The organism is Rhodococcus sp. NPDC059968 (genome assembly GCF_042738615.1).
In the GTDB taxonomy this organism is placed as follows: domain Bacteria; phylum Actinomycetota; class Actinomycetes; order Mycobacteriales; family Mycobacteriaceae; genus Rhodococcus_F.
In genome coordinates, this window is the sequence record NZ_JBHWUE010000095.1 from 15699 (window position 1) to 36260 (window position 20562).

19 protein-coding genes are annotated in these 20562 nt (G+C 68.9%); 10 read left to right on the forward strand and 9 right to left on the reverse strand.

Features of this window, described 5'->3' with window-relative positions:
* Nucleotides 1–16 precede the first annotated feature (16 nt).
* Complete coding sequence (locus ACFWAY_RS42955; protein ID WP_378514782.1) at nt 17–556, reverse strand: hypothetical protein; 540 nt, start codon at nt 554–556, stop codon at nt 17–19.
* A complete protein-coding gene (locus ACFWAY_RS42960) occupies nt 549–854 on the reverse strand; it encodes a helix-turn-helix transcriptional regulator (RefSeq protein ID WP_378457050.1) in 306 nt (101 codons plus the stop codon). Before ACFWAY_RS42960 ends, ACFWAY_RS42955 begins: the two co-directional genes overlap by 8 nt.
* A gap of 145 nt (nt 855–999) precedes the next feature.
* Here ACFWAY_RS42960 and fdxA point away from each other — a divergent pair, with 145 nt between their 5' ends.
* Entirely contained in the window at nt 1000–1326 is a 327-nt protein-coding gene (fdxA, locus tag ACFWAY_RS42965) for a ferredoxin (RefSeq protein WP_005244047.1), read from the forward strand.
* Here the strand turns inward: fdxA and ACFWAY_RS42970 are convergent, their stop codons facing one another.
* Together ACFWAY_RS42970 and ACFWAY_RS42975 are read right to left on the reverse strand one after the other, a co-directional pair.
* On the reverse strand, nt 1327–2967 hold the full coding sequence (locus ACFWAY_RS42970) for an ABC-F family ATP-binding cassette domain-containing protein (protein ID WP_378514783.1): 1641 nt from the start codon (nt 2965–2967) through the stop codon (nt 1327–1329).
* Between the two features lie 15 nt (nt 2968–2982).
* Nucleotides 2983–3576 (reverse strand): class I SAM-dependent methyltransferase, encoded by a 594-nt coding sequence (locus ACFWAY_RS42975; RefSeq protein WP_378457052.1) that lies wholly within the window; start codon nt 3574–3576, stop codon nt 2983–2985.
* A 138-nt stretch (nt 3577–3714) separates the two neighbouring features.
* Here ACFWAY_RS42975 and ACFWAY_RS42980 point away from each other — a divergent pair, with 138 nt between their 5' ends.
* On the forward strand, nt 3715–4563 hold the full coding sequence (locus ACFWAY_RS42980) for an aldo/keto reductase (RefSeq protein ID WP_378457053.1): 849 nt from the start codon (nt 3715–3717) through the stop codon (nt 4561–4563).
* Nucleotides 4564–4621: 58 nt separating this feature from the next.
* Here ACFWAY_RS42980 and ACFWAY_RS42985 read toward each other — a convergent pair whose 3' ends face one another.
* The gene (locus ACFWAY_RS42985; RefSeq protein ID WP_378514784.1) at nt 4622–5062 is read right to left on the reverse strand and encodes a cupin domain-containing protein; all 441 of its coding nucleotides are present in this window, start codon (nt 5060–5062) and stop codon (nt 4622–4624) included.
* A 152-nt stretch (nt 5063–5214) separates the two neighbouring features.
* Here ACFWAY_RS42985 and ACFWAY_RS42990 point away from each other — a divergent pair, with 152 nt between their 5' ends.
* Both ACFWAY_RS42990 and ACFWAY_RS42995 read left to right on the forward strand, forming a co-directional pair.
* Nucleotides 5215–5343 carry a hypothetical protein gene (locus ACFWAY_RS42990; RefSeq protein WP_009478066.1) on the forward strand — a complete coding sequence of 43 codons (129 nt, stop codon included), beginning with the start codon at nt 5215–5217 and terminating at the stop codon, nt 5341–5343.
* Between the two features lie 4 nt (nt 5344–5347).
* Complete coding sequence (locus ACFWAY_RS42995) at nt 5348–5719, forward strand: tail fiber domain-containing protein (RefSeq protein WP_378514785.1); 372 nt, start codon at nt 5348–5350, stop codon at nt 5717–5719.
* Here ACFWAY_RS42995 and ACFWAY_RS43000 read toward each other — a convergent pair.
* Entirely contained in the window at nt 5679–7784 is a 2106-nt protein-coding gene (locus ACFWAY_RS43000; protein WP_378457056.1) for an MMPL family transporter, read from the reverse strand. The genes ACFWAY_RS42995 and ACFWAY_RS43000 overlap by 41 nt on opposite strands.
* Nucleotides 7785–7840: 56 nt before the next feature.
* Nucleotides 7841–11125 carry a BTAD domain-containing putative transcriptional regulator gene (locus ACFWAY_RS43005; RefSeq protein WP_378514786.1) on the reverse strand — a complete coding sequence of 1095 codons (3285 nt, stop codon included), beginning with the start codon at nt 11123–11125 and terminating at the stop codon, nt 7841–7843.
* A 67-nt stretch (nt 11126–11192) separates the two neighbouring features.
* Between ACFWAY_RS43005 and ACFWAY_RS43010 the strand changes: the two genes are divergently transcribed.
* The gene (locus ACFWAY_RS43010) at nt 11193–11867 is read left to right on the forward strand and encodes a hemerythrin domain-containing protein (protein ID WP_378514787.1); all 675 of its coding nucleotides are present in this window, start codon (nt 11193–11195) and stop codon (nt 11865–11867) included.
* Here ACFWAY_RS43010 and ACFWAY_RS43015 read toward each other — a convergent pair.
* The gene (locus tag ACFWAY_RS43015; protein WP_378514788.1) at nt 11840–13333 is read right to left on the reverse strand and encodes a phospholipase D-like domain-containing protein; all 1494 of its coding nucleotides are present in this window, start codon (nt 13331–13333) and stop codon (nt 11840–11842) included. The genes ACFWAY_RS43010 and ACFWAY_RS43015 overlap by 28 nt on opposite strands.
* Nucleotides 13334–13427: 94 nt before the next feature.
* On the opposite strand from ACFWAY_RS43015, the gene ACFWAY_RS43020 reads away from it, so the two are divergent.
* Nucleotides 13428–14549 carry a lipase family protein gene (locus ACFWAY_RS43020; protein ID WP_378514789.1) on the forward strand — a complete coding sequence of 374 codons (1122 nt, stop codon included), beginning with the start codon at nt 13428–13430 and terminating at the stop codon, nt 14547–14549.
* On the opposite strand, the gene ACFWAY_RS43025 is transcribed toward ACFWAY_RS43020, so the two are convergent.
* Nucleotides 14542–15651, reverse strand: a complete 1110-nt coding sequence (locus ACFWAY_RS43025; protein WP_378514790.1) for an NAD(P)-binding domain-containing protein — start codon at nt 15649–15651, stop codon at nt 14542–14544. The genes ACFWAY_RS43020 and ACFWAY_RS43025 overlap by 8 nt on opposite strands.
* Before the next feature lie 144 nt (nt 15652–15795).
* Here ACFWAY_RS43025 and ACFWAY_RS43030 point away from each other — a divergent pair, with 144 nt between their 5' ends.
* The 4 genes from ACFWAY_RS43030 (at nt 15796) to ACFWAY_RS43045 (ending at nt 20515) form a co-directional block, all read left to right on the forward strand.
* Complete coding sequence (locus ACFWAY_RS43030; protein WP_037234663.1) at nt 15796–16527, forward strand: enoyl-CoA hydratase; 732 nt, start codon at nt 15796–15798, stop codon at nt 16525–16527.
* Between the two features lie 44 nt (nt 16528–16571).
* Nucleotides 16572–17687: an MBL fold metallo-hydrolase gene (locus ACFWAY_RS43035; RefSeq protein ID WP_378514791.1), complete on the forward strand. Its 1116-nt coding sequence runs from the start codon at nt 16572–16574 to the stop codon at nt 17685–17687.
* Nucleotides 17688–17737: 50 nt separating this feature from the next.
* On the forward strand, nt 17738–20197 hold the full coding sequence (locus tag ACFWAY_RS43040) for an HAD-IC family P-type ATPase (protein ID WP_378514792.1): 2460 nt from the start codon (nt 17738–17740) through the stop codon (nt 20195–20197).
* A gap of 126 nt (nt 20198–20323) precedes the next feature.
* A complete protein-coding gene (locus ACFWAY_RS43045; RefSeq protein WP_005244012.1) occupies nt 20324–20515 on the forward strand; it encodes an antitoxin in 192 nt (63 codons plus the stop codon).
* The last annotated feature ends 47 nt before the right edge of the window (nt 20516–20562 follow it).

Genomic DNA, 20562 nt, shown 5'->3' on the forward strand with positions numbered 1-20562 from the left:
TGGAGGGCGGATGCCTCTACGAGGCGAGGTCGTCGGGATCGGGGTCGGGTTGTGTCCAGCCGAGGATCATGGCGGGTGTGCAGCCCCCGATCATCAGCGCGGTGACGACGAGCAGCCCGGCGGCGTACGGCACGTTGCCGTGATCGACGTCCAGCGCGCCGACGAAGATCAGGTGCAGCGCGGGAACGAGCGTCAGTAGCTGGGTGACCGTCAGCCCAATCGACCGGGCACTGTTGCGCTGCTGGATTTCCCACTCGTCGAGGGCATCGCGCGGAGCGTCCCCCTGCCGCCCGGACACGATCTGGAGCATCGTCCACAGCGGGAAGAAAAACAGGCACGCGGGCAGCCACAGCAGCGGCCCGACGACCATGTCGAAATGGCATACGATGCCGACGGCGATCATGAACACGAACGTCACCGCGAGGGCGACCACCAGGATTCGCCTGCGGCTGCGCGTCCGCCACCTCGGTAGCCAGGTGCGGTAACGGCTTTCGTTCTGGAGGAATCTGCGCGTCCGGAACCCCTGGTACCGCTCGATCAGAGTGGTCTCAGACATGGGAACTCTCCCCGCTTCCTGTCGTGGACGGCGGTCGGTCGGTGCGATACAGCTCGGTGGACAGGGGTCCGAACTCGGTGCGGGAGAAGATGGCCTCCACCGGCAGTTCGAACACCCACGAGATACGGAACGCCAGGTCGAGGCTGGGGTAGTGGTCGCCCCGTTCGAGCGCCCCGACGGTCTGGGGATTGACGTCGACGAGTCCCGCCAGCTGAGCCCGGCTCATCCCACGCTCGGCGCGAAGGACGCCGATGCGGTTGTAGATGGGGAGGGCGTCCCCACGCCGTACTGGGCTCATGCAACAAAGTGTTGTGAAAACCCAACAGTTTGTCAACCGCATACAACCGGCGACGGGCGCCAAAATGACAGGTTGACCCTGGGAAATTGCGTGGCAGAGTGGAGGCGATTCGCGCGGGACGGCAGGAAAGGACAGGATTACAGACGTGACCTACACCATCGCTGAGCCCTGTGTCGACGTTCTGGACAAGGCATGCATCGAAGAATGTCCTGTCGACTGCATCTACGAGGGCGGTCGGATGCTCTACATCCACCCCGACGAATGCGTCGACTGCGGCGCCTGTGAGCCGGTCTGCCCCGTCGAGGCGATCTTCTACGAGGACGACGTCCCGGACCAGTGGGTGGAGTACACCAAGGCGAACGCCGACTTCTTCGACGACCTCGGTTCCCCCGGCGGCGCGGCGAAGCTGGGGAAGGTCGACTACGACCCGCCGTTCGTCAAGGCGTTGCCGCCCATGGCCGAAGGCGACTGACTACTCCTCGGACAGCCGGCCGCCGTCCATCCGCCACCGGCGCGTGCTGCGCGTCGAATCCAGCATCCGCCGGTCGTGGGTGACGAGCAGCAGCGTGCCGTCGAAGTTCTCCATCGCCTGCTCGAGCTGTTCGATCGCGGGAAGGTCGAGGTGGTTGGTGGGCTCGTCGAGCACCAGCAGGTTGACGCCCCGCGCCTGCAACAGTGCCAGGGCGGCGCGGGTGCGTTCGCCGGGTGACAGCGACGCCGCCGGCCGCAGCACGTGGTGGCCCTTGAGCCCGAACTTCGCGAGCAGTGTCCGCACGTCGGCGTCCGGCCAGTCCGGGACCTGCGCCGCGAATGCGTCGGCCACCTTCTCGCCGCCCTCGAACAGGCCGCGGGCCTGATCGATCTCGCCGATCGCCACACCCGAACCGAGTGAGGCGGTGCCCGCATCCAGGGCGATCTTGCCGAGCAGCACCTTCAGCAGGGTCGTCTTGCCGGACCCGTTGGCGCCGGTGACGAGGATCCGGTCACCCCAGTCGATCTGAGTGGTGACCGGACCGAACGTGAACTCGCGGTCCCCGCCCCACGCGACGGTGGCACCGTTCGCCGTCGCCACGACCGATCCGCTGCGCGGGGCGGCGGCGATCTCCATCCGCAGGTCCCACTCCTTGCGCGGCTCCTCGACCACGTCGAGCCGCTCGATCCGGCGTTGCGTCTGCCGGGCCTTCGCCGCCTGCTTCTCGGTGGACTCGGTGCGCAGACCCTTGCCGATCTTGTCGTTGTCCTTCGCCTTGCGACGCGCGTTCCGGACACCGTGCTCCATCCAGTTCCGCTGCATCTGCGCGCGGTCCTCGAGGTCCGAACGGGTCCCGGCGTACTCCTCGTACGCCTCCCGGGCATGCCTGCGGGCGATCTCCCGTTCGGCGAGGTACGAGTCGTAGCTGCCGTCGTAGACCGCGATCTGCTGCTGTACGAGGTCGAGTTCCACGATGCCGGTCACGGTGCGCGCCAGGAATTCTCGATCGTGACTCACCACCACCATGGCCGCGCGGCTCTCGGCGACGAAACGCTCGAGCTGCTCGAGCCCCACGAGGTCGAGGTCGTTGGTGGGCTCGTCGAGCAGCAGCACGTCGTACCGGGACAGCAGCAGCGACGCCAACCCGGCGCGCGCGGCCTGCCCACCGGACAGCGACGTCATGTGCGAGTCGAGCGGCACCCCCAGCCCGAGTTCGCTCACGACCTTCTCCGCGCGCTCGGCGAGGTCGGCGCCGCCCAGCGCCAGCCAGCGTTCGAGGGCGGGGGAGTAGAGATCCTCGTCCGACTCGCCGAGCGTTTCGGCGGCCGCGTTCATGGTGTGCTCGGCCTCGGTGACGCCGGTCCTGCGGCCGAGGAAGTCGAGCACCGTCTCGCCGGCGATCCGGTCGGGTTCCTGAGCGAGGTAGCCGACGGCGGCGTCGGGCGGGCTCAGCACGATGCTGCCCTCGACGTCCGCCGAGCCGACCCCGGCGAGGGCGGTCAGCAGCGTCGACTTGCCGGCACCGTTCGCTCCGACCAGGCCGGTCACGTCGCCCGGGGCGACGGTCAGGTCGAGGCCGGCGAAGAGGGTGCGCTCACCGCGCGAAGCCGACAGTCCGCTGATGCGCAGTGTTGCAGTCACCAGGCGATTATCCACTCAGCGCTTGACGAGGCGGAACCAGCGGGGGTCGGCCTTCTTGAGCGGTCCCGGCATACCGGTCGTGTCGGCGTCGACATCCGACACCATCTTCCACTTCTCGAACGTCCGCTCCACGTCGGAGCGGGAGACCCCTCGCGGCAGCGGGCCGCGATGCCCCGGCCCGAACGCGAACATCAGCAGGGTGGCGTGCGGTTCGCTCACCGTCGTGACGTTCTCGGCGTACGCGACCCGGGCGTGGTCGCTGAGACCGTGGTAGCACCCCACATCCAGGATCAGGTGGTACCCGCGACCGACCGCGTGCTCGAGGTCGGTGGCGTCCGCGCGCATGAAACGCACGTCGACCCCCGCCTTCCGCGCCTTGGACCGCGCCTTGTCGAGCGCCAGCTGGACGGTGTCGACCCCCGTCACCTGCCACCCCCGCCGGGCCATCTCGATGGCATGGTCACCGGTGCCGCATCCGATGTCGAGGACCTCTCCCGGTGGTGCGTCGAAGGGATCGAGCAACGTCTCGATCTGGTTTCCGAACACGCGGCCCGCTTTCACCCAGGGCGTGATCTTGAACCGATAGGCCAATGTGTATCCGAGGCCCATGTCCGCCCCTTCCACCGGGCGTGTCACCACCTGAACGCCGATGCCGTCGGATTACCCGGTCGTACCGAAACGACACGCGAAAGTCCACATTCTGAGACGGCGGGAACATCTGGTCCGGGTCCCCGGTTGGACACTCCCATGGGTTTCAACAATGCACAGAGTCCTGTACCTACGGTCACGCTCAACGACGGGAACAGCATTCCTGCCCTCGGCTTCGGCGTGTGGCAGGTGCCGGACGACGAGAGTCACGCCGCGGTCACCGAGGCGCTGAAGGCCGGGTACCGCAGCATCGACACCGCCAAGATCTACGAGAACGAGACCGGAGTGGGCCGCGCGCTCGCGGACTCCGGAATTGCCCGTGACGAGCTGTTCGTCACCACCAAGCTGTGGAACGACGACCAGGGGTACGACTCCACGCTCCGCGCGTTCGACGACAGCCTGAACCGCCTCGGGCTCGACTACGTCGACCTCTACCTCATCCACTGGCCGGTGCCGTCCGCGGACCGCTACGTGGACACGTTCAAGGCCTTCCAGAAGATCAAGGCCGACGGGCGTGCGCGGTCGATCGGTGTCTCCAACTTCACCCCGGAGACCCTCGACCGTCTGATCGCCGAGACGGGCGAGGTGCCCGCGATCAACCAGGTGGAGCTGCACCCGCGGTTCAACCAGGCCGACCTGCGCGCCTTCCACACCGGTAAGGGCATAGCGACCGAGGCGTGGAGCCCGCTGGGGCAGGGCACCGTCCTCGAGGACGAGTCCATCGCGAAGATCGCTGCGGCGCACGGCAAGACGACTGCGCAAGTGATCATCCGCTGGCACCTGCAGATCGGCAACGTGGTCATCCCCAAGTCGGTGACGCCGGAGCGCATCGCCGCCAACTTCGACGTCTTCGACTTCGAGCTGACCCCCGACGAGATCAACACGGTCGGGTCGCTGACCCGGGCCGACGGGCGCATCGGCCCCGACCCGGACACGCTGGGCGCGTAGCGCCCGTGCGCCTTTCTGGTTGCTGCAGCTACCAAAAAGGCGCACGGGCCCGGAGGGCCTAGAGCCGGAAGTCCGCGAAGTCGAAGCCCGGGGTGACGACGCAACTGACGAGAGTCGGTTCGTCGCCCTCGGGCTTCGCTCGCTGCCAATGTCGCGGCGGGACCAGCAGCTGTGGTTGCTGGCCCGCCGCGACGTCTGCGCCGAGGATCTGCGCGTCCGGATTTGCGGGTTCGCTTCCGTCCCCGCCGAGTTCGAGCCGCAGCGGGCTGCCCCGGTGGTACAGCCACATCTCGGCGCTGCGGACGCTGTGCCATTCCGACTGCTGTCCGGGCATCAGGAGAAACAGAATTGCGGTACCGGCCGCCCTCGGTCCGGGGTAGTCGTCCGGCAGGCTCCCCTCCGGAATCGTGACGTCGCTGCGCCACGTCTCGCGGTACCAGCCGCCTTCGGGGTGCGGGGCGAGGTCGAGGGTTCGGGCCCATTCCGGTAATTCCGTCATGGCCGCCATTCTGCCGCCCGGCGCCGTGTCCGGGGGTGTGATTGCACCACCCCTGGGGTGTCTTATCTCGGAGGGCCGGAGCCGCGAGAGTCGTAGGTGTTCAGAAAGCGGGGGCATGAATTCCCGCACACCAGCGACGAACAGGAGACAACATGCTCGGAATCATGCTCGGACTCGGCGGAGCCGCGATCGGACTCGGAATCGGCGTCATGGCCCTCGGGGTCGGACTCCTTCTCAGTGACGCGACGATCAAGCACGATGTCGGCGAACTCCCCGACTGACTCCATGTGGGTCGACACCCGTCGGGGGCGGGTCCGGGCGCGAACAGCGGCCCGTACCCGCCACCCGCTGGCGTGGTTTCACTCGGTTCTGACCCGCAAACGCGGTGTTGCCGTCCAGACGCCGCCGGAAAGTGCCGGTGAGGTGCTCGAACGCCTCGTCGACATGCCGCTCAGCGTCTGGACCTACGGTTTCGATCACGAGTCGGTGCGGCACCTGGGCCCGATGTCACAGGATTTCGCCACCGCCTTCGGTCTCGGTTCCAACGACCGCCGCATCGCGATGGTCGACGCGAACGGGGTGTGCATGGCCAGCATCCAGGCCCTCTACCGGCGGGTCATCGCGCTCGAAGCGGAAGTGGAACGCCTGCGGCGGTAGCGTCCCCGTCCGATGCCGCGTCCCGGCGTCCGCCCGGCCGCCACCAGTTGGCGTTGCCCAGCAGATACATCGTCGCGGGCACCAGCACCATCCGCACGATCGTCGCGTCGATGAGGACCGCGGTCGCGAGGCCGACGCCCATCATCTTCACGGTCACGTCCCCGTCCAGCGCGAACCCGGCGAACACCGCGACCATGATCGCGGCCGCGCTGGTGATCACCCGGCCCGTCGACGCCAGTCCCTCGACGACGCTGCGGTGCGAGTCGCCCGTGTCGAGCCAGCGCTCACGTATCCGGGAGAGCAGGAACACCTCGTAGTCCATCGACAGTCCGAACAGGATGGTGAACATCAGAATCGGCACCCAACTCGACACGGGAAGCGCATGAGGAAGGCCGAGTAGCTGCGCGCCCCAACCCCATTGGAACACCATCACCATCACGCCGTAGGCGGCGGCCACCGACAGCAGGTTCATCACTGCCGCCTTCACCGCGACCACCGGCGCACGGAACACGAATGTGAGCAGCACGACCGACAGCGCGACGACGAACGCGATCACCAGCCACAGTCGTTCGGCGAGACGGGCGGAGATGTCGGCGAACGCCGCGGTGAGTCCGGTGACGTGGACGCCGTCGGCGGCGTCGGACCGGATCCGTCCCAGCAGTTCCGTGCTGCGGGGGTCGCTCGGGCCGGTGGTCGGTTGCACCGAGATCAGCGCGGCCGTCGAGTCGGCGTTCATCAGGACGGGCGTCACCGACGCCACCCCGGGCTCGGCTGCGAGGTCACGCGCGATGGCCGGAAGTTCGGCTGCCGGAACCTTGTTCAGGTCGACCGCCACCATCAGGGGTCCGTTCGCGCCGGGCCCGAACTCGGTGTCGATCAGGTCGTACGCCTGACGGATCGTGTTGGCGGCCGGCGCGCTGCCCGCGTCCTGCGGCCACGTCCGCATGCCCAGAACCGGCGCGGCCAGGAGCAGCAGCACCCCGAGCGCCGTCAGGGCCCACAGCCACGGGTGGCGGCTCACCCGGATCGCCCACCGTTCCGTCAGCGGCGACGTCGTGCGACGTTCGGCCCGGGCACGGGACCGCTTGCCCAGCACCCGCGTGCCCGCCAGTCCGCACAGTGCGGGCACCAGCGTGACCGAGGTGAGCATCACGATGCCGACCATCGCGAACGTGGCGTAGCCGAACGACGCGTACATCGGCAGCCCGGACAGTCGCAGTCCGAACAGGGAGACGAGGACGGTGGTCCCGGCGAAGATCACCGACGTCCCGGCTGTGGAATTGGCCGCGGCGACGGCGTCCCGCACCGACATCCCGGATCGCAGTCCCTCGGTGTACCGGGTGACGAGCAGCAGCGCGTAGTCGATCCCGACGCCGATGCCGACCATCGTGGCGATGGTCGGGGCGATCGTGCTGATGCTGGTGAACCCGGCCATGATTGTGATGAGGCCCGAGCCGATGCCCACGCCGACGAGCGCGACGGCCAGGGGCAGTCCGGCGGCCACCACGGAACCGAACGCGAACACCAGGATGATCAGCGCCAGGATCATGCCCACCGCCTCGGCGGTGCCCGACGGCTTGGAGATGTTCTCCGGGACCTGCCCGCCCAGTTCCACCTGCAGCCCCTGCGCCTGAGTGTCGGCCACCGCGGCGTCGAGGGCGTCGACTCCCTCGCTGCCGTGGAAGTCGGTGACCGGGATGCGGTAGTTGAGGCTGATCACGGCGGTGTCGGAATCCTTGGACAGGCGGGGCGGCGACACGGAACTCACACCGTTCACCTCCGCCAGCCTCGTGCCGAGATCGGTGAGAACCGCGGGGTCGAGCGGGCCTGCGTCGGAATGCACGACCACCCGGGCGTCCGCCCCCGACATCTCCGGGAATCGTTCACTCAGCAGATCCGTCCCCTGCTGCGACGGCAGACCGGGCACGTTGTAGTCGTCGTGGTTGGTACCGCCGAACGCGGACGCGGCGGCAAGGACCAGGACGAGCAGCGTCAGCCACGTGGCGATCACCCGCCACGGATGGGTGGACGCAGCCGAGCCGAGGCGCGCGAGCAGGGAACTCATGGGGAGCCTCCAGAAAAGCCGGTTGGTTCTGTCGCCTCCGACTGTGCGCCCGGCGGCTAGTGGCCCACTTGGAACTCGCTTGGGCGGGTGGTCACCGGGGTGCGCGCAGCCTTCACCCACGCCGGGCAGCCGCAGCGTTCGGCCAGTTCGAGCGCCGCCGTGTAGTGCCTGCGGGCGTCCTCGGGCCGGTCGAGGAGCATCTCGAGGTCGCCGAGGATCGTGTCGACGGGGCCGACCGCGAACGCCGCCGTGTCACCGCCACCGATCTGGCCGCTGTACGGGCTCAGCTCCGCGTGCACCGCGGCCGCCTCGCCCCGTTCACCCAGCCCGGCGACGACGATGCCGCGCAGCGACATCATCAGGGAGTGGAAGAAGTCGCGGCGGACCGGGCGGAGGTGACGCCGGACCTCACGTGCCCGGTCCGGTTTGCCGTTGGCGAGTAGCGCGAGGGCGTGCAGATCGACGATCACGTCCATCGCGGCACTGTCGACGGTCTCGATCACCGCCTCGAGTTCGCCGGCGCGTCCCTCGGTGAGCCGGAGCGTGAACAGCGCGAGGGCGAACACACTGTCGGCGTCGAGACCCGCCCGGGTCATCAACTCGTGGCCGCGCGCGTAGTGTCCTTCCGCCGTGGCCAGATCGCCGGTGAGGTGTGCGACCATCGCGCGGCTCATCTCCCGGGTCGCCTGTGCCTGCTGGAACTGATACCGGTCCGCCAGCTCCGACTGGATGCCCATGTGATGCTCGATCGCCGGGATGTCACCGTTGCCGGACGCGATCTCGGCGAGCAGGTGGTGGCCCAGCATGGTGAACACGGGAAGCTGCGTCCGGTCACCGATCCGGAGCAACTCGTCACCGATGACGTTGTCGCCGAGCGTGCTGGTCGGGGATCCGGTGCCTGCGTGGACGGCGCAGAGGACCAGCCCGAGCAGCACCGGGTCGTCCAGGTCGCGGGCGAGAGCCTCGGCCTCCCGGACCGCGGAACCGGTGCGCTCGTGGTCCTCCGCCCCGATCTCGTGGACGAGTGTCACCAGCAGCCGGCACCGCACCACACGTTCCAGTTCCTCGTCCCGCAACAATGCCTCGATCTGATCGACGACGGCCGTGTCCACTTCGCCGTATCGCCGATTGATCCACGGCGTCGGGGTGTCGACGAACGCCAGCGCGCGGATCGCCAGGTCGGTGCGGCCCGCGTCCCGGGCGAGCGCGAGAGCCCGCTTCCGCGAGCGGGACCCCGCCAGTCCGCTGCCGGCGGCGAGTTGCGTGCGACTCAGCTCGGTGAGGAGTTCGACGCGCTCGTCCACGGACGCCGCTGTATCCGGCGGCAACTGGTCGGCCGCTCGAAGGGCGTTGTCGAGGAAGCCGATCTCCGCGTCGTGGGCGTAGCGGTCGGCGGCCTGCGTCGCGGCCGCGACATTGTGGTCGAGGGCCTGCCGCGCGGTGGTCGCCGTCAGTGCTTCGGTGAAATGGTGGGCGAGAGCCGCGACATCGTGCGGCCGCAATTCCTCGAGTGCCGTCCCGACCCGGGCGTGCCAGCGGCTCCTGCGCAGCCGGGTGAGGTCGGAGTAGAGGGTGTCGCGGACGAGGGCGTGCGTGAACCGGACGGTCCCGGCGCGCGGCTCGCCGAGAAGTCCGGCGATCACGCCCGATTCGAGTGCGTCGAACACGGCGTCCTCGTCGACCTCGGCGGCACGGGTGAGGACGTCGATGTCGGATTCGCGGCCCACGACCGCGGCCAGCCGCAGGACGGACACGGTGAGTTCGGGGAGACGGGCGATCCGCCGGCGCAGGACGTCCCGGACTCCCTCGGGCACCTCCGACGTCGCGACCAGTTCGCCCTCACTGGCCAGCAGCCGGGCGCTCTCCTGCAGGTAGAACGGGTTTCCGCCGGTCCGGTCGGCGAGTGCGCGGAGGGTGTCGGGATCGGGGTCGCGATCCGCCACGTGCCGGATCAGCTCCGCCGAATCCTCGGGTCCGAGTCCGCCCAGGCGGATGCGTGTCGGTTGCAGCGACGCGAGATCGGCGAAGCAGTTCTCCAGGCTCGGGTCCACCTCGTCCGGGCGGAACGCGAGGAGCAGCAGGATCGGCGACCGCTGCTGCGCGAGCCGCACGAGGATCGACAGGGTGTCCTCGTCGGCGCGGTGGACGTCGTCGAGGACGACGGCGAGAGGGCCGTGATCGCGGACGGTCCCGATGTAGTCGGCGACGGCACGGTGCAGCAGGAACCGTCCGCTCGGATCGCCCGGCCGCGCCGCGTCCGAACGGTCGTCGGAGAGCAGGGGCGCCAGCGCGTCCGTCTCGGTGCCGGGGTCGACCGTCTCGCGCAGTGCGCGGAGGATCTCCACCCACGCCCAGGCGGGTGGGGCGCCGTCCACTTCGGGGCAGCGACCCACCGCCACCTGCCATCCGGCCGCGTGCAGTGTTCGACGGAACCGGCGCAGCAGGGACGACTTCCCGGATCCGGCGTCGCCCCCGAGGAGGACCACGGGGGTGCCGGGGTCCGTCATCAGGTCGGTTAGGGTCGCCAATTCCTCGCTGCGGCCGAGGAACCAGGCTTCCGGCGTGGTGTCGATGGGCCCGGCGGCGGGGGCGGGTGCGGGTGGAGACGGGACGGTGCCGGTGAGGATCTGGCGTTCGAGTTCCGTCAGGGCGGGACCGGGGTCGAGGCCGAGTTCGTTCGCCAGCCGGCCGCGGGCCTCGCGCAACGCGGCCAGGGCGTCCGCCTGTCTCCCACTGCGGTGCAAGGCCAGAGCGAGCAACCGCCATCCCTCTTCCCGGAGCGGGTATTCCCGGGTCAGGGCCTGGGCGTCGAGCACGGCGCCGGCCGCGTCGCCGCTCGCGACGGCAGCTGCCACCAGCCGTTCGCGGGCGACCACCCGCAGTTCCTCGAGCCGGGCGATCTCGGCGAGAGCCCAGTGCTCACCGGCCACCTCGGCGAATGCCGGCCCCCGCCACAGGCTCAGCGCGTGCTCGAGATCGGTTCGCCCGGTGTCGGCGGCCGACCGGATGAGGCTCTCGAACTCCCACGCGTCGACACCGGTCGGGGGCAGGGTGAGCGCGTAACCGGGGGCCCGGCTCACCAGGACGGTGGAGTCCGCCCGGGGCGCGCGGTGCGGCTCCAGCGCCCGGCGCAGATTCGAAATGTATGCCTGAAGTGCACCGACCGCTCGTGGTGGGGGAGCGCCGTGCCAGAGGTCGTCGATGAGCCGATCCACCGGCACCACCTCGCCGCGCGCGACGAGTAGCAGCGCGAGCACGGCACGCTGGCGGGGGCCGCCGAGGTCCATCGTCCCCGATTCGTCCTCCGCCTCGAGCGTCCCGAGTACTCGAATACGCACCATCGTGCAGCAAGCGTAAGCACTAGTGGCCTCCAAGTGCTCTCCAAGACGCCGAACCGACCCTGATTGCATGACCACGTCAACTGCCCACACAGCCCGCCCCGACACCCGCGAGATGGTGGTGGTCCACAACTGCTTCCGTCGCCAGTTCGCCGCACTGCCCGCGCTCGTCCGGGGTGTTCCCGCCGGAGACACAGCCCGCGCCGGGGAGGTGGTGACGTACTTCGAGGAGCTCGCCACCGCCCTCCACCACCATCACACGAGTGAGGACGACCTGCTGTGGCCGAAGCTGCTCGACCGCGCGCCCACCGACGCGGCGCTGGTGCTGCGGATGGAGGAACAGCACGAACGCCTCTCCGAACTGCTGTCGCGGGCACAGTCGCAGGGCGCCGCGTTCACTGCGGATGCGGTGGACGGCGAACCGCTGGCGAAGACGCTGACCGCCCTGTCCGCCGCGCTCGACGAGCACCTCGGCGAGGAGGAGCAGCGCATCCTCCCGATGGCGGAGCGGTTCATGACGCTCGCCGAGTGGCAGGAGATGGGCGACCGCGGCCGCGCGTCCATCCCCAAGGACCGGCTGCTGGTGTTCCTCGGCTTCATCCTCCAGGGGGCGACACCCGAGGAGCGCCGAATGTTCCTGTCGGAGATGCCCTTCGCGGCCAGGATGGCGTGGTCGATCCTGGGGCGCCGGGCCTTCCGCAAGGACTACCAGCGCATCTACGGCACCGAACCGGCCGCCTTCTGACGCCGGATCACCCTGCGCCGCAGCCGGCTCCGGCTGGTGCGCTCCCAGAGGCTCGGCGGTGTGCGTTCGGGATCCATCAGTTCGTTCTCGGCCAGCGGGCTGTCCTCGTCCTCGACCGTCTCCGGCTCGAATTTCTCGAGCGTCCGGCCGCCGCCGCGCAGTGCCTCCACGGTGCCCAGGAACGACGACGTCTCGGCCAGCGTGTCCTCGAACAGCCCGGCCGGAACACCGAGGTGCTCGCAGACGAGCTGACGGCGAATGCCGAGAATGGTCTGCCGCAGCTCCTCTCCGTTCGCCGTGTCAGCGGTGACCTCGACCGCCAGATCACACTCGGAGTCGAACCCCATCGACCGGTTGTTGAGGTTCGACGAACCCACGCGCAGGAGACGGTCGTCCATCACCAGCACCTTGGCGTGGACGTAGATCGGCTCACCGCCCGCCGTGACGGGGTAGTAGACGCCCAGCCGGTTCCCGGTATCGGCCTGCCAGAGCAGGTGCAGCAACCGGCGGCGGGCGCCGTCCATGGCCTTCTGCTCGAGCCAGCCGTCTGCGTTGCGCGGCAGCACCAGCACGATCTCCGGTCCGTCCGGTTCGCGTAGTCGCTCGGCGATCGCCTCGGCGAGGGTGCGGGAGGCCAGGTACTGACTCTCGATGTACAGCGACCGCTCGGCGCCGGCGATCGCAGCCAGATACAGGGCCTCGATCTCCCGGACCTCCTCCCGATCGGACAGTTCCGGCAGCGTGCGTGCGATGCCCACGTCGACGGAGCGGCTCGCCGGCTTCAGACCCTCCGGCCAGGGCGACCTTCCCGCGACCTCGTCGATCGGCGCCAACTCCTGCCCCGTGGCCGCCTTCCACCGGGTGCGGGCGAGCTCGCCGATGGCCTTCGCCGCGTCCCCGTCGACGGCGGTCGTCGCGTCGTGCCACGGTCCGTACCGCTTGCCGTTCGGCTGCGTGCGGTAATGGTTGCGGTCCCGATGTTCCGGGGTGTCCCACCGGTCCACGGTCATGTCGATGCCGCCGCAGAACGCGAGCGCGTCGTCGATGACGACGATCTTCTGGTGGTGCGCCGAGCCGATCGGGTGGGCGGCGTCGAGTTCGAAGTGCAGGCGGCGGTCGGTCACCCAGTTGACCACGAAGATCGGCGTCATGCCGCGACCGATCGCGGTGAAGGCCCCGATGTTCCATTTCAGCAGGTAGATGTCGAGATCCGGGCGTTCCCGCGTCAGCCAGGCCAGGAACCGGCCGAGCTGGTTCGGTCCGTCGAGCGTCTTCTCGTCCGGTTCGAACTTGATCCTCGTGTCGAAGTCCCAGCCGATGAGGATGATGCGCCTGCGTGCCTGCAGCATCGCGGACTTGGCATGGCGGAAGTAGTCCGCCGCGTCGACGATGCACGCGAGACGGTCGGCGTGGGCAACCTGCCAGCACGTGTCGCCGGGAGCCAGGATCGTGCCGTCGTCGCTCATGTCTTTGCTGCTCTCCCCGTCGCGTTCGTCCGCCCTTCCCTCCGGGTGGACGATTTACAGTACTGCGCCATCCCCACGCAGCTACCGTTGAGAGGTGCGTAGGTGGTGGCGCATCGTGGCGTTGCTCGCACTGGTCAGCGTGCTGTGGGCACCAACTGTCGGTGCGGATCCGCTGCGTGCCGGATCGAGCCCCGGCACGGTCGTCGCCTCGTCCGAATTGCCGGCGGAGCTCTGGCTCCGCGGAACCGGCAGTGCCTATCGGATGACGTACCTGACCACCGACCGGCACGGCATCACCCCGTGCACCGGAATGGTGTTCGTGCCGCCCGGTACACCGCCCGCCGGGGGATGGCCCGTCATCGCGTGGGCACACGGAACGGTCGGAGACTCCGACGCCGACGCACCCTCCGTGACCGGGGTCGACACGGAATCCTCGGACTACGTGAGCAGCTGGCTGCAACTCGGTTACGCCGTGGCCGCCACCGACTACGTGGGCCTGGGCGCCCCCGGTGTGCCGCCCTACCTCGACGGAAAGGTCGCCGGACGCAGCGTGATCGACTCCGTGCGCGCGGCGAGGGAGATCGTCGCCGACCTCTCCGCCACGTGGATGGCGGTCGGACTGTCCCAGGGCGGGCAAGCCGCGGTGTTCGCCGCACACGCCGCCACCACGTACGCGCCGGAACTCGACTACCGCGGGGCAGTCGCGAACGGGGTGCCGTCGAACATCGAGATGGTGGCGAACTGGAGCGGTCCCTCGTTTCCGCCGCAAGGCCTCGCCGGCCTCACCGTGTACATGTCGTACCTGATCGCCGGGGTCCGTGACGCGTACCCGCAACTGGACATCGACAGCTACCTGACCCCGGTCGGGAAGCAGTTCGTGGACGCCGCCCCCGAGGTGCCGTTCCGGCAGTTCGCGGCCATGACCCGGAACGTGTCGGTGGCGCAGATGCTGTCGCGGGCACTCGACGTCCCGGCGCTGCAGGACGCGTTGCGCGAATACCTCGAGGTCCCGGTCGCGGGTTACGACCGTCCGCTGCTGCTCGTACAGGGGGTCACCGACGCGTCGGTACCGATCCCGCTGACGGAGAAGCTCGTCTCCGAGATGCATGGTGCAGGAACGAATCTCGACTACCGGGTGTACTCGGGTGGTCACTTCGGCAGCATGTACCAGGCCGGTCCCGACCAGGCATCGTTCATCGCGTCGCTGATCAGGTAGGCCGCCCTGATCCGGCCGGCAGGCCGAGATGCCGGGTGAGCTCGCGGGCCGCGGCCTGCCCGGCCCGGTTCGCGCCGATCGTCGACGACGACGGGCCGTAGCCCACGAGATGAATCCGCGGATCCGACGCCACCCGGGTGGCCAGGCGTCCCGTCATCGTTATCCCGCCGCCCGGCCCGCGGAGCCGCAGCGGCGCGAGGTGATCGAGTGAACTGCGAAAACCGGTGCACCACAGAATCACATCGACCTTCAGTTCGCGGCCGTCGGGCCAGCGGACGCCGTCCGCGGTGATCTCGCTGAACATCGGTTGCCGCGCCAGCACCCCGCGTTCGCGGGCGGCGCGGATCGCAGGCGTCACGGGCAGTCCGGTCACCGACACCACCGAGCCCGGCGGCAGTCCGCGACGGACCCGGTCCTCGACGAGAGCGACGGCGGCGCAGCCGATCTCGGGCGTGAACGGCTCGTCCCGGAACTCCGGTGGGCGGCGCGTCACCCACGTCGTGGTCGTGACGCGGGAGATCTCGTCCAGCAACTGCACCGCCGAGATGCCGCCGCCGACGACGAGCACGTGCTGTCCCGCGAAGTCCTGCGCCGAGGTGTAGTCCTTGGTGTGGACCTGGCGGCCGGTGAACGACTCGGCGCCGCGGTACCGGGGAATGAAGGGGCGTTCCCACGTTCCCGTCGCGTTGATCAGACCGCGGGCCGACACGACGCCGTCGTCGGTCTCGATCCGCAGCCGATCGCCGCGGGCACACACCACCCGCGTGTGCACGGGACGGTGCACCGGCAGTTCGAACTGTTTCTCGTACGTCGCGAAGTACTGGGGAACGGCGCTCGCGGCGTGCACCAGCGCGGCCTCCTGGTCGTTCGGGTCCACGCCGATCGTGTCGGCGAATCCGAGCCCGGGAAGGTCGTGGACACCGTTCACGGTGCTCAGTGTCAGTGACGGCCACCGGAACTGCCACGCGCCGCCGGGCCCCGGGGCGTGATCGAGCACCACGAAACCGGACTCCGGTTCCACCCCGAACCTGCGCAGATAGTAGGCGGCAGACAGCCCCGCCTGCCCCGCGCCGATCACGGCCACGTCCACATCACTGTTCATGTCGGTCCTCACCTCCACCCTCACAACTACCGGAGAGGCTCGTGTGTTCCGGTCGATTCGGCTGTGGTTGGCTGACAAGTGTCCAGTCGGGTGGGCAGGGGAGAATTCGTCAGTGGACAGCAATCACGAAGAAAGCGAGTGGACATGATCGGGACGAGTCGTGACGGCGACGTCTTCACCCTCGAACTGCAACGCCCCGACCGTCGAAATGCATTGAACACCGAGATCTGCGAACTCCTGCGGGAGGAAACCGAGAAGTCCGTCACCGACGGCGCGCGGGTGATCGTTCTCACAGGGCAGGGCAGCGCGTTCTGCGCGGGCGCCGACCTATCGGGCGACGTGTACGCCGACGGATTCACGGACACCCTGCTCGAGATGCTGCACACCATCGACTCGGTGCCCGTCCCCGTCATCGCCGCGATCAACGGCCCCGCGATCGGCGCGGGCAGTCAGCTGGCGCTCGCCGCGGACCTGCGTGTGGTCGCTCCCGAGGCGCGCTTCGCCATCCCGGCCGCCAAGCTCGGGATCTCCGTGGACCGATGGACGGTGCACCGTCTGGCTGCCCTGATCGGCGGCGGACCGGCACGAACGATCCTGCTCGGCGCGGAAGAGGTCGGTGCCGACGAGGCCCTCGCGCACGGCCTCGCCAACAAGCGCGGCGACCTCGCCGTCGCACAGCAGTGGGCACACTCGATCGCGCGCCTGGCGCCGCTGTCACTGCAACACCTCAAGATGGTGCTCAACGACGACGGCACCCAGAGCCCGCCGCCGCCCGAGCAGCTCGCGGCGTTGCATGCGGCGTGGAAGAGCTACGACGCGCAGGAAGCGCGCACGGCACGCGCCGAGAAGCGTCCGCCGGTGTTCCGGGGCCAGTAGCCGCTCGGCGCACCTTTCCCGCACGCGTGGTTACAGTTGTCGGGGTGAAAGCGAAGAACGCTGTGACGACTGTTCTGGCCACCGCCGCCCTCGGGTGGCTGACGCGGGCTGCGTGGGGGATTCCGTCCCAGATCGGCGCGTCGCGCACCAAGGTGCGCCCGTATGCCGCGACGTCGCCGCGGTACCGCGACCAGCAGTTCCACAACACCGATCCGGGCAGCACGATGATGCCCGGATCGGAGACCGGGATCGTCAAGGCACTGATCACGCGGGGCAAGGCGGGGCGTCCGCGCAGGCCGATCCCGCTGGCCACGCCCCTCGCCCCCGTCGAGGCCGCCGACGCCGCCGTCACCTGGTACGGCCATTCGAGCGTGCTCGTCGAGGTCGACGGATACCGGGTGCTGGCCGACCCGGTGTGGAGTCATCGGGTGTCGCCGTCCGCGATTCTCGGTCCGTCCCGCATGCACCCGACCCCGGTGCCGCTCGCCGACCTACCCGTTCTGGATGCCATCGTCATCTCGCACGATCACTACGACCACCTCGACATGGCCACCGTGCAGCAACTCGCCGCCACCCAGAAGGCGCCGTTCGTCGTTCCGGTCGGGCTCGGTGCGCACCTGCGTCAGTGGCGGGTGCCGGAGGAACGGATCGTGGAACTCGACTGGGACGAGTCGACCACGCTCGGCGAACTCACACTCACGTGCACCGAGGCCCGGCACTTCTCCGGCCGCGGGTTGGTCCGGAACACGACCCAGTGGGCGTCGTGGGTGCTCGCCGGACCGAACCGGAAGGTGTTCTTCGGCGGCGACAGCGGGTACACGCCGCGGTTCGCCGACCTGGGCCGCCGGTACGGTCCGTTCGACCTCACGCTCCTGCCCGTCGGCGCCTACGACACGCGGTGGGCCGACATCCACATGAACCCGGAGGAGGCGGTGCAGACCCACGCCGACCTCAACGCCGGCCACGCCGGCCGCGGACTGCTGGTGCCGGTGCACTGGGCCACGTTCAATCTCGCGTTCCACTCGTGGTCCGAGCCGATCGTCCGGTTGCTCGCCGCGGCGCAGGAAAAGGGCACCCCGGTGGCCGTGCCGATGCCCGGACAGCGCGTCGACGCGTTGAAGCCGACGGCCCAGACACCGTGGTGGTCCGCACTCGGCTGAGTCCGGCGCGCATCCCCTCGGAGCGAAGTATCGTTGCGTAGCCTTTGACCATGGCATACGACGAAACGGGCACCGACAGCGTTGCAGTCGTCGCAGTGGAGGGGCTGACCGCCGCGCAGGTGGCGGAGCGGGTGGCGGCCGGCAAGACCAACGACGTTCCCGATCGGGCCAGCCGATCGGTGCGCGACATCGTGCGCGCCAACGTGTTCACCCGGATCAACGCGATTCTCGGTGTGCTCCTGATCATCGTGCTGGCCACCGGTTCGATCATCGACGGCATGTTCGGCCTGCTGATCATCGCCAACAGCGGGATCGGCATCATCCAGGAAGTGCGGGCCAAGCGGACCCTCGACAAGCTGGCGATCGTCAGCCAGACCAAACCGGTGGTCCGCCGCGACGGTGCCGCCGTCGCGATGGCACCCCGGGAGGTCGTGCTCGACGACATCATCGAGCTCGGCGCCGGCGACCAGATCGTCGTCGACGGTGTCGTGGTGGAGGCGATGTCCCTCGACATCGACGAGTCGCTCCTCACCGGTGAGGCCGACCCCGTGCACAAGGACGTCGGCCGGCAGGTGCTGTCGGGAAGTTTCGTCGCGTCCGGCAGCGGCTGTTACCGCGCCACGAAGGTCGGAAGTGACGCGTACGCCGCCAAACTCGCGGACGAGGCCAGCAAGTTCACGCTCGTGCACTCCGAGTTGCGCAGCGGCATCGACAAGATCCTGAAATTCATCACGTATCTGATGATTCCGGCGGGTCTGCTGATCATCTACAACCAGTTGTTCTCGAGCGGCGAGTCGATCCGGCCGGCGCTGAACGGGATGGTGGCCGCGCTGGTCCCGATGGTGCCCGAGGGACTGGTGCTGATGACGTCGATCGCATTCGCGGTCGGGGTGGTCCGGCTCGGTCAGCGGCAGTGCCTCGTGCAGGAACTGCCCGCCATCGAAGGTCTCGCGCGCGTCGACGTGGTGTGCGCCGACAAGACCGGAACGCTCACCGAGAACGGCATGCGGCTGTCCGAACTGCGCTGCGCCGACACCGCCGACACCGCCGACACCGGACCGTCGCGTGCGGCACTCGCCGCGATGGCGGCGTCCGACCCGCGGCCGAACGCCAGCGTCCTCGCGATCAAGGAGGCGTTTCCCGACGATCCCGGTTGGGGTGACGCCACCGCGGAAGCGCCGTTCTCGTCGGCGAAGAAGTGGAGCGGTCAGTCGTACGGCGCCCACGGCAACTGGGTTCTCGGTGCGCCGGACGTCCTGCTCGATCCCGGCAGCGACATGGCCCGGCAGGCCGAGGAAGTGGGGTCCTCGGGACTGCGGGTGCTCCTGCTCGGCAGTTGCGACGTCCCGGTCGACCATCCCGCGGCGCCGGGTGCGATCACACCGCGGGCGTTGGTGATCCTGGAGCAGCGGGTGCGTCCCGACGCCCGCGACACCCTCGAGTACTTCGCGAGCCAGAACGTCACGGTGAAGGTCATCTCCGGGGACAACGCCGTGTCGGTCGGTGCGGTGGCCGGATCGCTCGGACTGCCCGGCGGCGACCGTCCCGTCGACGCCCGCGAACTGCCGGCCGACCGCGACGCTCTCGCCGAGACCCTGGAGACGTCCACCACGTTCGGCCGTGTGCGCCCCGACCAGAAGCGGGAGATGGTGGGGGCCCTGCAGTCTCGCGGTCACACCGTCGCGATGACGGGCGACGGCGTGAACGACGTGCTGGCACTCAAGGACGCCGACATCGGGGTGTCGATGGGCTCGGGCAGCCCCGCCACCCGCGCGGTGGCGCAGATCGTGTTGCTGGACAACAAGTTCGCGACCCTGCCCTACGTGGTGGGTGAGGGCCGCCGGGTGATCGGCAACATCGAACGCGTCTCGAACCTGTTCCTCACCAAGACCGTGTACTCGGTGTTGCTGGCGTTCCTCATCGGCATCACCGGTGTGCTGTCGCAGATCTTCCACTTCGAGCCCGTGCCGTACCCGTTCCTGCCCCGGCACGTGACGATCGCCGCCTGGTTCACCATCGGCATTCCCGCATTCATCCTGTCGCTGGCTCCGAACAACGAGCGGGCGCGCTCCGGGTTCGTGCCGCGCGTGATGCGTCTTGCCGTGCCGTCGGGTGTGATCATCGGTGTCACGACGTTCATTTCGTATCTCCTCGTCTACGCGGGCCCGGATCAGACGGAGACACAGAAGATCCAGGCGGGCACGTCGGCACTGATCACGCTGATCATGATCGCGCTGTGGGTGCTGGCCGTGGTCGCGCGGCCGTACGTGTGGTGGAAGCTGGTGCTGATCTTCGGATCCGTGGCGGGATATCTCATCCTGTTCGCGTTGCCGTTCACGCGGGAGTTCTTCAAACTCGATCCGACGAACGTCGGTGCCACCACCTCCGCGCTCGTGTGCGGGCTCGTGGGAGTGGTTCTCGTCGAGATCGGTTGGTGGGTGACGGGCCTGTTGCACGGTGAGCATCGCCGCCTGTTCGCGGCGCCGGAAGATCTGCCGGGCGTGCACTGAAGCGATTACCGCTCGCGACGATTCGAACGGTTGGCGTCGCAGAGTCAATGCTGTGAGACTGGGTGCACGGCGAGTGATCGAACTCGCTCGGAAAGTGCGTGCGCATGCACCGGAGGAGGAAGAACGATGAGTTTCGTCGACACACTGAAGGGCCTGCTGGGTAAGGGGAGGGAAGCCGCTTCGCAGAACGCGGACAAGGTTCACGGCGCCATCGACAAGGCTGCCGACGTTGCGGACAGCAAGACCGGGGGCAAGTACAGCGACAAGATCGACAAGGCCGCCGACGCGGCGAAGAAGGCTGTTCCTCCGAAGGAGTGAACTCTTCTCGCACAGACGCGCGTGGGCCCCGGTTTCCGGACCGGGGC

Excerpts from the sequence above, each read along its gene's own strand:
- ACFWAY_RS42955 (WP_378514782.1), bottom strand. The coding sequence starts at position 556 with ATGTCTGAGACCACTCTGATCGAGCGGTACCAGGGGTTCCGGACGCGC.
- ACFWAY_RS42960 (WP_378457050.1), bottom strand. The coding sequence starts at position 854 with ATGAGCCCAGTACGGCGTGGGGACGCCCTCCCCATCTACAACCGCATC.
- ACFWAY_RS42975 (WP_378457052.1), bottom strand. The coding sequence starts at position 3,576 with ATGGGCCTCGGATACACATTGGCCTATCGGTTCAAGATCACGCCCTGG.
- ACFWAY_RS42980 (WP_378457053.1), top strand. The coding sequence starts at position 3,715 with ATGGGTTTCAACAATGCACAGAGTCCTGTACCTACGGTCACGCTCAAC.
- ACFWAY_RS42985 (WP_378514784.1), bottom strand. The coding sequence starts at position 5,062 with ATGACGGAATTACCGGAATGGGCCCGAACCCTCGACCTCGCCCCGCAC.
- ACFWAY_RS42990 (WP_009478066.1), top strand. The coding sequence starts at position 5,215 with ATGCTCGGAATCATGCTCGGACTCGGCGGAGCCGCGATCGGACTCGGA.
- ACFWAY_RS42995 (WP_378514785.1), top strand. The coding sequence starts at position 5,348 with ATGTGGGTCGACACCCGTCGGGGGCGGGTCCGGGCGCGAACAGCGGCC.
- ACFWAY_RS43000 (WP_378457056.1), bottom strand. The coding sequence starts at position 7,784 with ATGAGTTCCCTGCTCGCGCGCCTCGGCTCGGCTGCGTCCACCCATCCG.
- ACFWAY_RS43005 (WP_378514786.1), bottom strand. The coding sequence starts at position 11,125 with ATGGTGCGTATTCGAGTACTCGGGACGCTCGAGGCGGAGGACGAATCG.
- ACFWAY_RS43010 (WP_378514787.1), top strand. The coding sequence starts at position 11,193 with ATGACCACGTCAACTGCCCACACAGCCCGCCCCGACACCCGCGAGATG.
- ACFWAY_RS43015 (WP_378514788.1), bottom strand. The coding sequence starts at position 13,333 with ATGAGCGACGACGGCACGATCCTGGCTCCCGGCGACACGTGCTGGCAG.
- ACFWAY_RS43025 (WP_378514790.1), bottom strand. The coding sequence starts at position 15,651 with ATGAACAGTGATGTGGACGTGGCCGTGATCGGCGCGGGGCAGGCGGGG.
- ACFWAY_RS43030 (WP_037234663.1), top strand. The coding sequence starts at position 15,796 with ATGATCGGGACGAGTCGTGACGGCGACGTCTTCACCCTCGAACTGCAA.
- ACFWAY_RS43040 (WP_378514792.1), top strand. The coding sequence starts at position 17,738 with ATGGCATACGACGAAACGGGCACCGACAGCGTTGCAGTCGTCGCAGTG.
- ACFWAY_RS43045 (WP_005244012.1), top strand. The coding sequence starts at position 20,324 with ATGAGTTTCGTCGACACACTGAAGGGCCTGCTGGGTAAGGGGAGGGAA.